The organism is Thalassobacillus sp. CUG 92003 (assembly GCF_013618635.1).
In the GTDB taxonomy this organism is placed as follows: Bacteria; Bacillota; Bacilli; order Bacillales; family Halobacillaceae; genus CUG-92003.
The window spans coordinates 178,031-194,588 of the sequence record NZ_JABLSJ010000005.1 but is presented as its reverse complement, the minus strand read 5'-3'; the positions used below and the strand labels follow the sequence as shown (position 1 = coordinate 194,588).

The 16,558-nt window shown below is 43.5% G+C and carries 15 protein-coding genes; 12 read left to right on the top strand and 3 right to left on the bottom strand.

The features are described from left to right. Positions 1–150: 150 nt before the first annotated feature. On the top strand, positions 151–597 hold the full coding sequence (locus tag HOP45_RS09770; RefSeq protein WP_181349094.1) for an SRPBCC family protein: 447 nt from the start codon (positions 151–153) through the stop codon (positions 595–597). 273 nt (positions 598–870) lie between these two features. Here HOP45_RS09770 and HOP45_RS09765 read toward each other — a convergent pair whose 3' ends face one another. Genes HOP45_RS09765 through HOP45_RS09755 form a run of 3 tightly spaced genes read right to left on the bottom strand, consistent with a single transcriptional unit; the run spans position 871 to position 3,421 of the window. Continuing rightward, the gene (locus tag HOP45_RS09765) at positions 871–1,008 is read right to left on the bottom strand and encodes a hypothetical protein (protein WP_181349093.1); all 138 of its coding nucleotides are present in this window, start codon (positions 1,006–1,008) and stop codon (positions 871–873) included. A 19-nt stretch (positions 1,009–1,027) separates the two neighbouring features. After that, entirely contained in the window at positions 1,028–2,266 is a 1,239-nt protein-coding gene (locus HOP45_RS09760) for a helix-turn-helix domain-containing protein (RefSeq protein WP_181349092.1), read from the bottom strand. A gap of 45 nt (positions 2,267–2,311) precedes the next feature. Further along, complete coding sequence (locus tag HOP45_RS09755; protein ID WP_181349091.1) at positions 2,312–3,421, bottom strand: S8/S53 family peptidase; 1,110 nt, start codon at positions 3,419–3,421, stop codon at positions 2,312–2,314. Between the two features lie 281 nt (positions 3,422–3,702). Here HOP45_RS09755 and HOP45_RS09750 point away from each other — a divergent pair, with 281 nt between their 5' ends. From HOP45_RS09750 to ilvA, 11 genes are all read left to right on the top strand, one after another. Then, positions 3,703–5,082 carry a D-serine ammonia-lyase gene (locus tag HOP45_RS09750; RefSeq protein WP_181349090.1) on the top strand — a complete coding sequence of 460 codons (1,380 nt, stop codon included), beginning with the start codon at positions 3,703–3,705 and terminating at the stop codon, positions 5,080–5,082. 123 nt (positions 5,083–5,205) lie between these two features. Further along, positions 5,206–5,607, top strand: a complete 402-nt coding sequence (locus tag HOP45_RS09745) for a hypothetical protein (RefSeq protein ID WP_181349089.1) — start codon at positions 5,206–5,208, stop codon at positions 5,605–5,607. 503 nt (positions 5,608–6,110) lie between these two features. Beyond that, positions 6,111–7,016: a branched-chain-amino-acid transaminase gene (gene ilvE / locus HOP45_RS09740; RefSeq protein ID WP_181349088.1), complete on the top strand. Its 906-nt coding sequence runs from the start codon at positions 6,111–6,113 to the stop codon at positions 7,014–7,016. 381 nt (positions 7,017–7,397) lie between these two features. Then, complete coding sequence (ilvB, locus tag HOP45_RS09735) at positions 7,398–9,122, top strand: acetolactate synthase large subunit (RefSeq protein WP_181349087.1); 1,725 nt, start codon at positions 7,398–7,400, stop codon at positions 9,120–9,122. Continuing rightward, the gene (gene ilvN, locus HOP45_RS09730) at positions 9,119–9,640 is read left to right on the top strand and encodes an acetolactate synthase small subunit (RefSeq protein WP_181349086.1); all 522 of its coding nucleotides are present in this window, start codon (positions 9,119–9,121) and stop codon (positions 9,638–9,640) included. Before ilvB ends, ilvN begins: the two co-directional genes overlap by 4 nt. A 22-nt stretch (positions 9,641–9,662) precedes the next feature. Then, complete coding sequence (gene ilvC, locus HOP45_RS09725) at positions 9,663–10,697, top strand: ketol-acid reductoisomerase (protein WP_181349085.1); 1,035 nt, start codon at positions 9,663–9,665, stop codon at positions 10,695–10,697. Further along, the gene (locus HOP45_RS09720; RefSeq protein ID WP_181349084.1) at positions 10,684–12,234 is read left to right on the top strand and encodes a 2-isopropylmalate synthase; all 1,551 of its coding nucleotides are present in this window, start codon (positions 10,684–10,686) and stop codon (positions 12,232–12,234) included. The genes ilvC and HOP45_RS09720 overlap by 14 nt, the downstream gene beginning before the upstream one ends. 12 nt (positions 12,235–12,246) lie before the next feature. Beyond that, positions 12,247–13,353, top strand: a complete 1,107-nt coding sequence (gene leuB / locus HOP45_RS09715) for a 3-isopropylmalate dehydrogenase (protein ID WP_181349083.1) — start codon at positions 12,247–12,249, stop codon at positions 13,351–13,353. 21 nt (positions 13,354–13,374) lie between these two features. Then, on the top strand, positions 13,375–14,793 hold the full coding sequence (gene leuC, locus HOP45_RS09710; RefSeq protein WP_181349082.1) for a 3-isopropylmalate dehydratase large subunit: 1,419 nt from the start codon (positions 13,375–13,377) through the stop codon (positions 14,791–14,793). A gap of 3 nt (positions 14,794–14,796) precedes the next feature. Next, positions 14,797–15,381 carry a 3-isopropylmalate dehydratase small subunit gene (leuD, locus tag HOP45_RS09705; RefSeq protein WP_181349081.1) on the top strand — a complete coding sequence of 195 codons (585 nt, stop codon included), beginning with the start codon at positions 14,797–14,799 and terminating at the stop codon, positions 15,379–15,381. Between the two features lie 61 nt (positions 15,382–15,442). Then, positions 15,443–16,393, top strand: coding sequence for a threonine ammonia-lyase (gene ilvA / locus HOP45_RS09700; RefSeq protein WP_181349080.1), 951 nt, complete (start codon positions 15,443–15,445; stop codon positions 16,391–16,393). Positions 16,394–16,558 lie beyond the last annotated feature (165 nt).

Genomic DNA, 16,558 nt, shown 5'->3' with positions numbered 1-16,558 from the left:
TGCTTTAAGTGCTGCCTTCTAACGTTCTTACAATAAGAAGGCAGCATTTGTATGCGAAACTAGTGAATGATTTATGACCGAAGCAGGGATGACGGGCGTAAACAAAGAATTTTAGGAGTGGCTAAAATATTTAGGGTTGGAGGGGATACAGTGCCGTTTCTTGAGGAACAAGTGGTCATTAAGCAACCGTTGTCTGTTTGTTTTGAGAGGATGACCGACTTTACGAACAGTCCACAATTTATGGAGAATGTCATAGAGGTAGAAGCATTGACAGAAGGTCCGGTCAGGGAAGGATTCCAATTTAAAGAAACGCGTGAAATCCGTGGACGTAAAGCATCTGCTGTCATAGAAGTGGTGAGCTATGAACCTAATAAAAAATATACAGTGCGCAGTGAACAAAGCGGCATTGAAGTCATCTATCATTATGCATTTCTCGAAACCACCGTGGGGACAAAAATCGATTTTACAGGTGAACTGATGACAAAGGGCTTCCGCAATTATATGCTAAAGCCGCTTATTAAAAAAATCATTAAAAAAGAAGATCAGCATCATTTAGAGCATGTTAAGGCTGTTATGGAAAAAGATGACGCCAATTGAAAATGGGATTGATCGGAATGGGGGACATAGTAATTATAAGCAGGAAGGAAGTTATAGATATCCATCTCTACAATAGGAAAATTGATAAGGCAAAATAATTCGCCCGGCACTATCGTCTTCCTCTCGTTCTCGAACAGTTGGGCTCTCTTCGATAGTGGCTTAAAATTGATAGATAGATTACGGCTTAATTGTTATCCTATCTATAGGCACTATCTCCCCCCCCTATTATCAAAAAAAGACACCCTTTAGGCGTCTTTTTTTGAACCCTTGCATCTAAAATGTATCTTCTACGCTGTCAAACCCTGGGTATTTTGCGTCATTTGCAAACTCTGATTGATCGAAATTAACGACATTAAAACAAAACGCTAGAGCCAGGATTCCGCCCATCAATAATACTGATAATTTTTTCATCGTTAACCCCTCCTTTATATCAGTATATGACGAGCCTGTAATAATTAGAAGCTAATTTATATTTGTGATTATTATAGTAGGTGTCTGCGAGTAATTTTACATAGTAGTCATAATCGTCACGATCACCATACTTTTTGAAATAGGGAATAACTTCTAATGAGAGGAGTGTTTCTAATTCATCAGAGCTCTCATCTTCCTCCAACTCATGAATCAATACGCGAAACTTATAGATATAAGACTGATCTTGGTTATGGTTGGCAATTTTGAATCCTTTTGTGATGAACGTGCTGGCTGTCTCCTTTTGCTCTTTTTTAAGATAGATTTTACTCATCAAATAGAGTGAATTCAATGTCTCTTTTTCGCTTACATTGGGAACTTGCAAACACTTATCCAAATAGCTTAAAGCCAACTCGAATTTTTCCTGGTTATAGAAACAATAACCAAAATTATGATATAAGGATACTTGCAATACAGGTGTAGAAAATTTAGGTGAAATAGCTTCGATTTTGTGAAGATATTCTTCGCAAAAATGGTATTCACCCAGTAAATTATAATTGATTCCCATCACCATGTAGCAATCGATCACCTTCTCGAAATCCAGATCCTGTTGAAAAATGTGGATTGCTTTTTCAGCATAGGAATTTGAACGTGTCAGCCTATTTAAGCGACTGTAAGTGAGAGAGATCTTATAAAATATGTCTCCTTCGTTAATGTCTAACTCTTTTGCGTATTCGACAGCTTCGGTTAAATAGCGGATGGTTAGGCATAAGTCTTGTTGATGGTAATAAAACGTGCCCTTTAATTTTAGGTGAAGATATTTTTGTTCATGATTCATCATTTTCTCTTTTCCATTGAGTCTTTCTATTTGTTCCCATATATCAGGGGATGGATCAGTGGCAAACTGATAATAACTTGAAAAAAGATCGAAATACAATTCCATACTTATGCTTTGATGTGCTTCATTGAAAATAGCTGATAATTTGTCATAAAGCTTGGCCGCTTCCTCTGTATGTTTAAGTTGGGTGTATTTGTAGAATTGAAATAATTCTTCTTTCAATTTAATGTCTTCTGCTTGATAAAGCTTTTCTAGACTTAATTGTAAGCGAGAACAGATTAAGGCCAGAATTTCTTCACTAGGGACGAGTTTATTGTTCTCAAGTTTACTTAAATAGGTAATGGAGCATATGGCAGAAGATAATTCGTGTTGAGTCATTTTTTGTTGAATACGGTAATGTTTGATAATATCTCCAACTTTCATATGAACCCCCCTAAAAAACATGATAGTTAGATACACATTCTATTTCTATTTCTTTTTTGATTTGACGAAGAAGGTAGCCAGGAGTAGCAATAATGCTTGAGTAATGAGCGGGTCGTCAGTCATAGAGGTAAGGCTTTTTGAGAATTGTAGTAATTCACTGAACATAATATCGTGAAAAACACCTGACCCCCCTGATAGGATGGAAAAAGCGAGTCCAATAATAAGAAATGCGCCGTGATATGATTTATTTGTTGCTTGAGTCGGTACAGGAAACCCTTGCGTAGCCGTGTTGGATAACGTCTGACTGACTTGGTTCGGGTCATGGAAAGGCGATAATTGGCTCGGTGAGTCTTGAATTGAATGATTAGAACCAGTCGTCACAGAAGTGCCTGCTGCTCCCGTTGGCTGAGCGTCTGTCTTTGTAAATAAAACGCCTTGCCGCGTTGCTTCTTCAATAGCTTCAGTAAGCAGTGGGTGGGGGGGAAAGTAATCGAGTGAAGAGGATAACAGAACAGTGAATTCTGTGTTGGCGGCTTCAGTTGAGGCAAAGTAAATTGCTGCTGCAAGATCATCCATGTAACTGTACCCGCTCGAATCAGATACTTTATATACCCATAGTTTACTGGCAGATACGTCAATAGCTGAGCTGTCCTGGAGGTTCTGCTGTAATCTATTTACCGAGAGCGTACCAGCACCATGCTGATCTTGGCAAGCCCCATCTTGTACAGGGGGCCAAGCCTTACTGAAATCTTTACATTGCTCAATGAATCCTGTGAGCGTCAAATCATGACGGTCAATACCTGTGGATAAAGTGACAATCCGAAGTGGTGCTGCAGTCTCTTGCAGGCTGGGAATGGTCGGATTGCTAGTGGCATGTTTCATATTGATGCGATCGATTGCAGTGATTGTTAACGCATGTTGATTCTGCAGGTTCTTTAGTTGAGAAATGCTAAGGTCGGCCGAAAAGCCATGGTCTCCAAAATCCCAACGCACATCAAACATGTCTTTGGCATGCTGCAGTTTGTCTGCTTCATCTGATTGCACAAGCATTCTCATTTGTTGCGACGTTTGCTCATCTGAACTGGCGAAAGCACTAGCATGGAACAAAGAGGACGAAAACAGGGCCAAACCAACTGTTAAAGCGATTTTTTTCACCTTGTTCACCTCATTTTTTTGTTTTTACCTAAAACGAATAGTCATCACCCACTTTTTTTGAATTTTCCAACTATATCGTGTTGTTTATTATTATAGCACGTTCCATAATTGTTAAAAATTGAGAAATTTCCTAATGAAATCGTGATTATATACGACATTTTTAATGTTTTTTTTTCAACTTGTCCGAATGAGTTTCGGTAATCTATATAAAATAGTGCTTATGATTTATTCAGTATTGAGAGAAACTAACATAAATAAAATTAAGAAAGAGGAGGGACTTCATGAATCATCTAATTGCTGGAAAAACTAAAGAGGATTGGGTTCAGTCTTACCCCCTCCTAGAAAGAATGATGGCGATGGAAGAGGTGTCTTGGCAAAATGGACGATTATTACCTTATCAGCAAATTTCAGATAGCCTGCCAATTGCATTGGACGAAATTTATGCCGCTGAAAAACTATTCCAGCGTTTCGCGCCATTTTTCAAAGTGGCATTCCCAGAAGCTGACTTGGAACAAGGAAATATTGAGTCTCCCTTAGTAGAAATTGCCGAGATGAAACGAGAACTTGAAACAACGTATAACATGAAGATTCCAGGTTCACTGCTGCTGAAATGCGACAATGCGTTGCCGATTGCGGGATCGATAAAAGCAAGGGGCGGCTTCTATGAAATCATTAAATACACAGAGAAACTCGCCTTAGCCAATGGGCTTTTGAAAGAAGGGGATTCTTACGACAGGCTCTATGACGAGGAGGTTCGTGAGTTTTTTTCTGGTTATTCCATCGCGGTTGGGTCTACGGGAAATTTAGGCCTCAGTATTGGCATATTAAGTGCTAAAATCGGATTCAATGTCACTGTACACATGTCAAGTGATGCAAAGCAATGGAAGAAAGATCTTCTACGCAGTTATGGTGCAGTCGTCACGGAATATACAGCAGACTTTAGTGTAGCTGTTAAGAATGGTCGGTTATGGTGTCAAGCACAAGAAAATTGTTACTTTGTTGATGATGAAGACTCGAGAGACCTGTTCATTGGTTATGCCGTAGCTGCACTTGAATTAAAGAGGCAACTTGATCATAAAGGGATAACCGTAGACATGGAGCACCCATTGATCGTCTATCTCCCATGCGGAGTAGGTGGAGGTCCAGGGGGTGTCACCTACGGACTCAAACAAATATTTGGAGATGCTGTCCATTGTGTATTCGCTGAACCCACTCATTCACCCTCTGTCTTGCTAGGTTTAATGACACGGCAATTTCACCGGGTGTCCGTACAGGATTTCGGTATTGATAACCAAACAGATGCCGACGGTCTGGCTGTCGGAAGGTCCTCCAAATTTGCGGTTCCTGCAGTCAAACATCTTGTTACAGGTATCTATACAGTAGAAGACGAGGAGCTCTTCAAGTTACTTTCTCAATTATACCGAACTGAAGCACTGACCTTGGAGCCTTCAGCTTTAGCTGGTTTATACGGTCCTATTCAACTCTTGAAGCATCATGTGCTTAAGCAGAAAACGTTAAACGTTCATATTGATCGAGCAACGCATATAGCCTGGGCTACCGGAGGCAATCTTGTTCCTTCAGAGAACATGCGTGCATTTATTAGCCAGGGGGATAAACTATTACAGAATACTCGGAACACTTTAGAAGGAAGTGAGCGGTAACGTTCACTTTTTTTGGTAAAGCCGAGAGGTTATTTAATATGAAAACCTTTTCATAATGTGGCAATTTATGTATAATTAAATTAAGATTTTTTACATGTGTAAACATTTTACGGGAGGGGTTCAGTGAAACAATTCCTGCTGGGGGTAATGGTCGGTTTGCTATTGACTGCGTGCACGAACGATGAACCTGAAACTGAAAAAAATACGGTAGTCCATGAGGAGTTACAAGAGGAAGCAACACGTTTGGTCTCGACTATCGAGGAAGCAAACGAAAATGATCGGACATTAAACAGCGAAGAAAACCAAGCATTAGCTAATTTCAGGCAAAAATATAACAAAGGATCGTTTGTGCCCGAAAATGAAACCGAAAATTACGCAATGAATGATGTTGAAGAAGCCGTGGTGGAGCGTGTGATGTGTATGGGAAATGGAACAGGACCTGAACAAAACAACGACATTTATCAGACTTGCCAACAAGAATATGAAGACCTGTTGACGATGGAAGAAGTACCTGAGGATTTTTAGATCACATACCCAGCTGATTACGACATTTACATATTATCAGTTTAATCCCGTTCCATGATGAATACATTCAAAAAGATAAAAATAACGTTGGGGCGTCGATCGGGCTTTTTTAATTTGTACGCTGTATATCTTTTGAACATGCGCTGAACACCGGTTCAGCGCATTTTTTTTCTTTATTTTCTTTATAGGAAAGTTTGAAGGCATAAAGTTTGTAATACCAACTATGTAAACGCTTTCCGATATAACTGAATAATCGAAACTATCAGAAAACTACAAAATAACCTGTTGACCTCCTGTGAGAAACAGGTTAAAGTAGTCGTCAATCAAACTTATTCAGTGTTGCTCTTAATCGTTGAGGGGCAGCAACTACGTAAGTACGAATGACGATGATTTTTGGGTCGGCCCAGTAATCTTATAGGTACAAATATTACTCGGGCTTACTATTTTAAAATGGTTCTTTAGTCGTTTTAAACATTAATACACAAAAGAGGGGAGTGCTTAAGATGAACAGCCAGTATATTTTCCTGAGCGGTGAATACGTCGATAAAAATGAAGCCGTCGTATCCGTTTATGATCATGGGTTTTTATACGGAGACGGGGTGTTCGAAGGCATTCGTGCCTATGAAGGCAATATCTTCAAACTTGAAGAACATCTTAACAGGCTTTATGATTCCGCTAAATCGATCATGCTTGATGTTCCTTATTCAAAAGAGGAGTTGAAAGACATTATTGCGGAAACAGTTAAGAAAAATCAATTGGAATCGGCATACATCCGCGTGGTTGTCTCACGCGGGGCAGGTAATCTAGGACTCGACCCTGCTAGTTGTTCTAAACCTAGAGTGGTTGTCATAGCTGAAGCACTCGCTCTTTTCCCTAAAGAGTTATATGAACGAGGAGTCCGACTTGCCTCAGTGGCAAGCAGAAGAAATCGCCCAGATGTTTTGCCTCCTCAAGTGAAATCATTGAATTATTTAAATAACATTCTGGTGAAGATGGAAGCGAACCAAGCAGGTGTAGATGAAGCGTTGATGCTGAATGATCAAGGATATGTGACAGAAGGATCCGCAGATAACATATTCATCGTAAAAAATGGTTTACTGTATACGCCGCCTGTTTATCTCGGTGCATTAGAAGGTATCACGCGCAATGCCATAATTGATCTAGCACGCGATCATGGCTATGAAGTTAAAGAAGAACCTTTCACACGCCACGATGTGTACGTGGCAGATGAAGTGTTCTTGACCGGCACTGCAGCTGAGGTCATTGCAGTTGTAGAAGTAGATAAACGCGCTATAGGTGATGGTACACCAGGTGAGACTACTGATTATTTGCTGAACGAATTTAGAAAAATCACGCCAACAGATGGTGTGAAAGTTTATCCAGTAAACGACAGTGTGCAAGTAAGCTGAAACACGAACAATGAAAATAATCCGCAATCATTTAAATCGTTGACGGGAATAAAGGAAAAGATTTGTGTATTTCCAGAGAGCCGGGGTTGCTGGAAGCCCGGAATTACACCTTTTCTGACATCGTCCCTGAGTGTCTGGCCGAAAGGAGATCCCACTAGGTCGGGCCAGGTGTTATCGAACACCTGTTATCAAAAGAGACTCTGCTTTTTACGCAGAGCCTCATAAGGCAGCGCCTGTGAAGGTGTTGCAAACGAGGGTGGTACCGTGGAACCTGTTCACCCCTCTTTTGTCCCTGTTTCAGTATGGGATACGAGAGGCGTGTACAGGTTTTTTTATGGGAACGAAGCACATCATTATCTGCAAAACTAGGAGGGATTAAACATGAAGCTAGAAGCTAAGCCGGAGGTTAAAGCCCAACAGCATGTCAAAACAGGTGCGGATCTATTAGTCGAAGCTCTAATCGATGAAGGTGTAGATACCTTATTCGGGTACCCTGGAGGAGCAGTGCTCCCCGTGTACGACGCAATATACCGGGCCAAAGAAGCATTCACTCATATTCTTCCGCGTCATGAACAAGGTGCAGTCCATGCTGCTGAGGGATACGCACGGATTTCCGGACGACCAGGCGTCGTTGTCGGGACCTCAGGACCGGGTGCTACGAATTTGGTGACTGGGATTGCGGACGCCATGATGGATTCACTTCCGTTAGTGGTATTTACTGGGCAGGTCGCCAAGAGTGTGATTGGCACAGATGCTTTTCAAGAATCTGATGTGATGGGAATCACCACACCAATTACGAAGCACAATTACCAAATTCAGAACATTGAAGAACTGCCGAGAATTGTTAAAGAGGCTTTTCACATCGCTTCCACTGGACGTCCCGGCCCGGTCGTAGTCGATATTCCAAAAGATATTTCTTCGACCGTTTCAGAAGCGAAGGTGGAAACCGAATTTCATTTGCCAGGGTATCAACCTAATTTCAAACCCAATCCGCTCCAGATTAATAAATTGATCGATGCCATCTCTCAAGCTGAAAAACCAGTTATATTAGCAGGCTCAGGTGTCATTCACGCTGAGGGATCGGAAGAGTTGAGGAAATTTGCCTGCACCCACCAAATTCCCGTGACGAATACGTTGCTTGGTCTGGGATCCTTCCCGGGCAATGATGATCTATCACTGGGGATGGCTGGCATGCACGGACGATATGCTGCCAATATGGCGTTATATGAATGTGACCTGTTGATTAACATTGGGGCTCGTTTTGATGACCGGCTGACAGGTAATTTAAAATACTTTGCGCCGAAGGCTAAAGTCGCTCACATCGATATTGATCCTGCTGAAATCGGCAAAAACGTCCCCACGCAGATTCCGATCGTAGCAGATGCGAAAGCGTCACTGGCCGAATTGAATCGACAGAACCTAACGATGAAAGACCATCAAGAATGGCTCGATCTTATCCAAAAGAATAAAGATGATTATCCACTATGGCACGAGCAACCGGAAGAAAAATTGGTGCCGCAATGGTTACTTCAGAAAGTGCATGAGTATACAAATGGAGATGCCGTCGTGACGACTGATGTTGGTCAGCATCAAATGTGGGCCGCACAGTATTACACATTTAATAAGCCGAATCGCTGGGTAACTTCAGGGGGGCTTGGAACGATGGGCTACGGGTTCCCGGCAGCAATTGGAGCTCAGTTAGCTAAGCCTGAAGGAACTGTCGTAGCGATTGTCGGAGATGGCGGCTTCCAAATGACGATGCAGGAGCTCTCGATTCTTCAAGAAAGAGGGTTGCCTGTCAAAATCATTATCGTGAATAACGAAGCGCTCGGAATGGTACGGCAATGGCAGGAATCGTTTTATGAGAAGCGTTACTCTGAGTCGTTGATGGGGGTCCAGCCAGACTTTATTAAACTGGCAGACAGTTACAATTTGAAGGGCTACAAAATTGAGACTCAAAAACAGGTAGAAGCGATTTTGCCTGATATTTTGGCTAATGATGAACCGGCTGTCGTTGATTGCCGCGTCCTTCAAGAAGAGAATGTGTATCCAATGATTGCGCCTGGCAAAGGCATGCATGAAATGATCGGGGTGAGACCAACATGAAGCGAATTATAACTGCGACGGTTCAAAATCGCAGCGGAGTGCTGAACCGGGTAACCGGATTATTATCTAAAAGACAATTTAACATTGAAAGTATTTCGGTCGGGCGTACGGAAACAGAAGGTGTTTCCAAAATGACATTCGTTGTGGATGTAAGTGATGAACAAAAGCTGGAACAATTAACGAAGCAGCTGAATAAACAAATCGATGTATTAAAGGTATCGGATATTACCGACAAAGCCATCGTAGCGAGAGAACTGGCTATGGTGAAAGTCATAAGCAATCCACAATTGCGCAGTGAAATCCAAGGTATTATTGAACCATTCCGCTCAACAATTATTGATGTAAGCAAGGACAGCATGACCGTCCAGGTTACAGGAAAATCCGATAAGGTCGATGCGTTGATTGAACTGCTTCGCCCATACGGAATAAAAGAATTAGCACGAACAGGATTAACAGCCTTCCCTAGAGGCAATCAACCGCAAGTTACGGATATGAAATCTTATTCACTACTCAAATAACTAAAGGAAAGGAAGATAAAACATGGCAGACGTACTTTATCATAACGACATTCAGGATGAGGTTCTAAAAAACAAAAAAGTGGCCGTCATCGGATACGGTTCCCAGGGGCATGCTCATGCTCAAAACCTTAAAGAGAGTGGCCATAACGTTGTAGTCGGGTTGCGTAAAGGCAAATCGTGGGATAAAGCAGAACGGGACGGAATCGAGGTCAATACCGTGGCAGAAGCAGTTGCTGAATCAGATGTAGTTATGGTACTGCTTCCAGATGAACATCAGCCAAAGATTTATGAAGAGCATATCAAGCCCAACTTGAAGCCGGGGGCAGCTATTGCATTCGCCCATGGGTTTAACGTCCACTTTGATCAAGTTGTACCTCCGAGTGATGTTGATGTTTTCTTAGTTGCTCCAAAAGGGCCGGGGCATCTTGTGCGCAGGACGTTTACTGACGGTGCCGGGGTACCAGCTCTTATCGGTGTTGAACAAAATGTGAGCGGAGAAGCGAAAGAAATTGCGCTAGCTTACGCGAAAGGAATTGGCGCCGGGAGAGCCGGTGTACTGGAAACGAGCTTCCAGGAAGAAACAGAAACCGATTTGTTTGGTGAGCAGGCTGTCTTGTGCGGTGGACTTTCCAATCTGGTGAAAGCAGGTTTTGAAACGCTGACTGACGCAGGTTATCAACCAGAAGTAGCTTACTTTGAGTGCCTCCACGAGTTGAAATTAATCGTCGACCTGATGTATGAAGGCGGCTTGGAAAACATGCGTTATTCCATTTCTGATACTGCCCAGTGGGGTGATTTCGTATCGGGACCAAAAGTCGTTAACGACGAAACGAAAGCACGTATGAAAGAAGTGCTTGAAGATATTCAGACTGGGCGTTTCGCCAAAGGTTGGATCTTGGAAAACCAAGCAAATCGTCCGGAGTTCAATGCCGTTAACGCCAGAGAAAGCAAGCATCAAATTGAAGCAGTGGGCCGTGAATTGCGTAGCTTGATGCCATTTGTTGAGCAGCCTGCCTCTGAAAAAGAAAAGGATGTGGTCAGAAATGTCTCACGTTAAAGTTTTTGACACGACACTGCGCGACGGAGAACAATCAGCTGGTGTCAATTTGAATCGACTGGAAAAGGTCGAAATTGCTAAGCAGCTGGAACGGTTTGGCGTAGATCGGATGGAAGCGGGTTTCCCCGCTTCTTCACCAGCAGAATTTGAATCAGTCCAGGAAATTGCCAACACCATCAAAAATTGCTCCGTGACCGGACTGGCAAGGGCGAGTAAGAAAGATATCGATTCAGCATGGGAGGCTTTAAAAGGAGGTGTGGAGCCTCGTCTTCACATCTTTCTTGCTACCTCTCCCGTTCATATGACACACAAATTAAAAAAGACTCCTGATGAAGTTGTTGCGACGGCGGTTGAAGCGGTCACGTATGCTAAGGAAAAATTCCCGCACGTCCAATGGTCAGCAGAGGATGCATGCAGAACCGACCTGGATTTTCTCGTTCACATTATTGAAGAAGTTATTAAAGCAGGAGCTTCTGTCATCAACTTGCCTGATACGGTAGGGTATACCACGCCTAAAGAATATGGTTACATGTTCCGTTACGTTAAAGAAAATGTGCCTAATATTCACGACGTCACGCTATCGGCCCATTGCCACAATGATCTAGGCATGGCCGTATCCAATTCTCTGACCGCCATTGAAAACGGCGCAGAACAAATTGAAGGAACCATAAACGGCATCGGGGAGCGGGCAGGTAACGCTGCACTCGAAGAAATAGCTGTTGCTCTTGCTATCCGTAGCGACCGTTACCCATACACGACACGTTTAAATCTGCGGGAAATCAAGCGAACGAGCGATTTGGTCAGTAAGCTGACGGGCATGATGGTGCCAGGTAATAAGGCGGTCGTCGGGCGCAATGCGTTTGCTCATGAGTCTGGTATTCACCAGGATGGGGTCCTCAAGGAATCGACCACCTATGAAATTATTACACCTGAAATGGTGGGGGTAGATTCCAACCATCTTGTTCTTGGCAAACATTCCGGTCGTCACGCATTTAATCAAAAAGTAGAAACGTTAGGTTTTGATTTGAATGAAGAACGGTTGAAACAGGCATTTGTGAAATTCAAAGATTTGACTGCGAAGAAAAAAGAAGTCACCGATGAAGATTTATTTGCCATTTTGACTGATACGCAAACAGAGAATAAAGATGCTAAGAAATATGAACTGCAATCGTTCCAAGTTCAGTATGGCTCTTATAATCTACCGACAGCTACAATTGCTCTTACGTTGCCGGACGGGGAACGTAAAGAGATGGCCAATACAGGACAAGGAAGCGTAGAAGCGATTTATAACACGCTCGATGGTCTCATCCATGAACAGGTGCACCTGCAGGATTACCAATTAAGTTCGATAGGAAAAGGGCGTGATGCTTTAGCGGAAGTTCATGTTCAATTGACCGTGAACGGAAGTCCGGCAGCAGGTCGAGGCTCAGCTCAAGATGTTCTTGAAGCCTCAGCTCGGGCATTCCTTAATGCTGTCAATCGCGTCATAGCTAAAGAGCAAGCGTATGAAGAAACCACCAAGGAAGCTCAACTATAAGGAGGAATGAGAATGGATAAGCGTATCGTCTTGCTTCCAGGAGATGGTATTGGCCAAGAAGTCATGAAGGGTGCCTGCCAAGTATTAAATGCCGTAGCAGAGCGGTATAATCATTCTTTTTCTTTCGATACCCAGAAAATTGGGGGAGAAGCGATTGATTCTGAAGGGACGCCGCTTCCTGAAGAGACCGTAGCTGCTTGTCACAATGCTGATGCCGTATTATTAGGTGCGGTCGGAGGACCACAATGGGATCAGAATCCTCCTCATTTACGACCAGAGAAAGGTCTCTTAGGAATCCGGAAGGAACTTGGGTTGTTTGCCAACCTTCGACCTGTGAAAGGCTTCAAAAACTTGTTGGATGCCTCCCCCTTAAAGGAAGAAGTGGTCGAAAACAGCGATCTTCTTATCGTTCGTGAATTGACGGGCGGTTTATATTTTGGGGAACCTAGCGGACGAAGCGCTGACGGGGAAACGGTAGTTGACACGCTTGCTTATTCGAGAAGTGAAATTGAGCGCATCGTAGAGAAAGCGTTCGAAAGTGCTCAAGTGCGACACAAGCGGCTGACTTCAGTAGATAAAGCAAATGTTCTGGCTTCGAGCCAGTTGTGGCGGGAAGTCGTAGAAGAGAAAAAAGCGTCTTATCCTGATGTGTCCGTTGAGCATATGTTGGTGGATGCAGCTGCCATGAAACTTATCACCCAGCCGGGTTACTTCGATGTCATTGTAACTGAGAATATGTTTGGAGATATCTTGAGTGACGAAGCATCCGTGTTAACCGGGTCGCTCGGCATGCTCCCATCTGCGAGCGTGCGGGCAGATGGAGTAGGCTTGTATGAGCCCGTGCACGGCTCCGCTCCAGATATTGCTGGCCATAATAAAGCCAACCCGCTAGCCATGATATTGTCTGCTGCTATGATGCTTAAGCATTCATTTGATATGAATGAGGAAGCCCAAGAAGTAGAAACAGCGGTACGTGAAGTAGTCGAAGCAGGCTATCATACCTCTGACTTGGATGTGAAAGATGGGGTTAGCATCGGTACTACAGAAATGACTAAGAAAGTCGTGGAGCATATTAGCTCACAGGATGCCACGCATAACATCATGCGTTGTTATGCTTAACACGAGATGAGGAGGGGAAAGATGGCACAGCCTAAAACAATCATCGATAAAATCTGGGAACAGCATGTGGTCCATCAGGAGGAGAATAAACCCGATCTACTTTATATTGATTTGCATCTGATCCATGAAGTGACTTCCCCCCAAGCATTTGAAGGGCTTCGCATGAGCAATCGGAACGTGAGAAGACCTGAAAACACGTATGCTACGATGGATCATAATGTTCCAACGAGGGAACGTCATATTATCAAGGATGCTGTTTCTAAAAAACAAATGGAAACATTGAAAGATAACTGTACAGAATTTAATATTCCGTTAGCCGATATTCATCATCCGGATCAGGGCATTGTCCACGTCATCGGTCCAGAGCTGGGATTGACTCAGCCTGGAAAAACCATTGTATGCGGAGACAGCCATACCTCCACACACGGGGCATTCGGCGCGTTAGCTTTTGGAATAGGCACGAGCGAAGTGGAGCATGTTCTAGCAACGCAATCACTATGGCAAGAAACGCCGAAAACGCTGCAGGTCCACGTTAATGGCGAGCTAGGGACCGGTGTGACGTCAAAAGATTTAATTTTGGCGATCATCGCGAAATACGGTGTGCGTTTCGGAAGTGGGTATGTGATGGAATATACTGGCGATGCTATCCATTCCTTATCAATGGAAGAACGGATGACCATTTGCAATATGTCAATTGAAGCTGGAGCACGGGCAGGATTGATCAGCCCGGATAATATAACCGTTGACTACTTGAAAGGGAAACGCCACGTGCCTGGAGGGGCTGCGTTTGACGAAGCTGCTGCTGAGTGGCTGAACCTTGCCACAGATGAGGGGGCTCAATATGACGCAGTCGTTGAAATTGACGCAAACGAAGTTGAGCCTCAGGTAACATGGGGAACAAACCCCTCTCAATGTGTGCCTGTCAATGGCTCTGTACCGAATCCGGCAGACTATGACAACCCAAATGACAAAGATGAAGTGGAAAGAGCACTCATTTATATGGATTTAGAACCAGAACAGGCGATCCAATCGATTCCTATCGAACATGTATTCATCGGATCATGTACGAACTCGCGATTAAGTGACCTTCGTAAAGCTGCCGATATCGTAAAAGGGAAACAGGTCAGCGGTGACATTCAAGCTCTTGTTGTCCCAGGGTCTCAAAGTGTTAAGGATGCAGCTGAGAAAGAAGGCTTGGACGTCATTTTTAAAACGGCTGGTTTTGAATGGCGAGATGCAGGATGCAGCATGTGTTTGGCCATGAATGATGATATTGTCCCGCCGGGAGAACGGTGTGCTTCAACATCCAATCGTAATTTTGAAGGACGGCAAGGGAACGGCGCAAGAACCCACCTTGTCAGTCCGGAAATGGCTGCGGCTGCTGCAATCGAAGGTTATTTTGTGGACGTAAGAAAATTCACAGCTGCAGTAGGAGGGTGAGAAATGGAAGCGATCATTAAACATGAAGGTTTAGTCTATCCCCTGAATCGCGCAAACGTTGATACAGATCAAATTATTCCGAAACAATTTTTAAAACGCATCGAACGGCAAGGGTTTGGTCAATTCTTATTTTATAACTGGCGTTTCTATGAGGATGGGACCCCCCGTGATGATTTCTCATTGAATAACCCTAAGTATGAAGGAGCATCTATACTTGTGGGCGGTGAGAATTTCGGTTGTGGTTCTTCTAGAGAACACGCCCCGTGGGCTATTCAGGATTATGGATTTAAAGTCGTAATCGCGCCGAGTTTTGCAGACATTTTTTATAATAATTGTGTTAAAAATGGCATTCTGCCGATTCAATTAACTTCAGAAGAAACCCAGGCAATGATTAAAAAAGCAGAAGAGACAAACTATACTCTATCTGTTGATCTGCCCGAACAAACTGTAAAAGATGAGAATGGCTGGCATGCTACGTTTGACATCCCTTCCTATCAAAAAGAGATGCTTTTAAATGGCTGGGACGAAATTGCTGTCACGCTTACGTTCGAAGAAAAAATAAATGCTTTTGAAAACTCGAAAGCATAAAACCACTATAGGGAGTGAAGACGTTGGGAATTACGTATCGTTAACAGAAGTAAGGGGTGCAATGGCACAGTTAAAAGGGATCATCCATCGCACCCCACTCAAAACATCCAGTACGCTGAACAATGAAACCAAAAAACAATTATTTTTGAAAATGGAAAATGAACAAAAAACCGGAGCCTTTAAAGTGCGAGGAGCCAGCTATAAAATTGCTAAGCTCTCTTCACTTGAAGCTTCTCGCGGGGTGATTGCCGCATCTGCAGGCAATCATGCCCAAGGCGTCGCTCTTGCAGCTGCTAAACGCGGTATTTCAGCCAAGATCTTTATGCCTGCTCACACGCCAAAAGCGAAAACAGAAGCCACAGAAGGCTATGGCGCACAAATTGTTCTCACAGGCGAATCTTTTCAGGAAGCCTATCAAGCTGCTGTTCATGAACAAAAATCAAGTGGAGCGACGTTCGTACATCCATTTGATGATTATGAGGTGATGACGGGACAAGGAACGGTTGCAATGGAAATGCTGACAGAACAGCCCGATTTGGACACGCTGATTGTTCCTATCGGAGGAGGCGGCCTCATAAGCGGGATGGCAGCTGCGGCAAAACAACTGAAGCCAGACATTCAAGTAATTGGTGTTCAGGCTGAAGGTGCCAAACCCATGCGAAATGCTTATTACCACAATGGCCCGGAGATTCTATCGTCTGTTAACACGATCGCAGATGGCATTGCAGTCAAGCAACCTGGTCAATTGACGCTCCCTATGATAAAAAAATATGTAGATGGCATCTTAACGGTGAATGATCAACAAGTAGCCGAGACGATGATTCGTTTATTGGAACGAGATAAAACATTAGTAGAAGGCGCTGGTGCTGTAGCACTGGCTGCAGTCAGATATCACGCTCGGTCGATCAAGGGCCGGAACTGTGGAGTTGTGGTAAGCGGTGGGAATATGGATTTGAGCAAACTGCCGCACCTGCAGGATTTGGCTTCACCAAAACCTGCCCTCGCCAAATAAACAATAGAACACAAAAAATCCGAACATTTAGTTGAAATGTTCGGATTTTTTGTTTAAGGGAGATGTTCAATGACCGCTCCGTCAAAACACGCCGTTTTCCACGGGCACGGCCTCAGCTCGAATAGCAAAGAACGCTTTTTTGTGGAATCTTCACCTATAACCTAT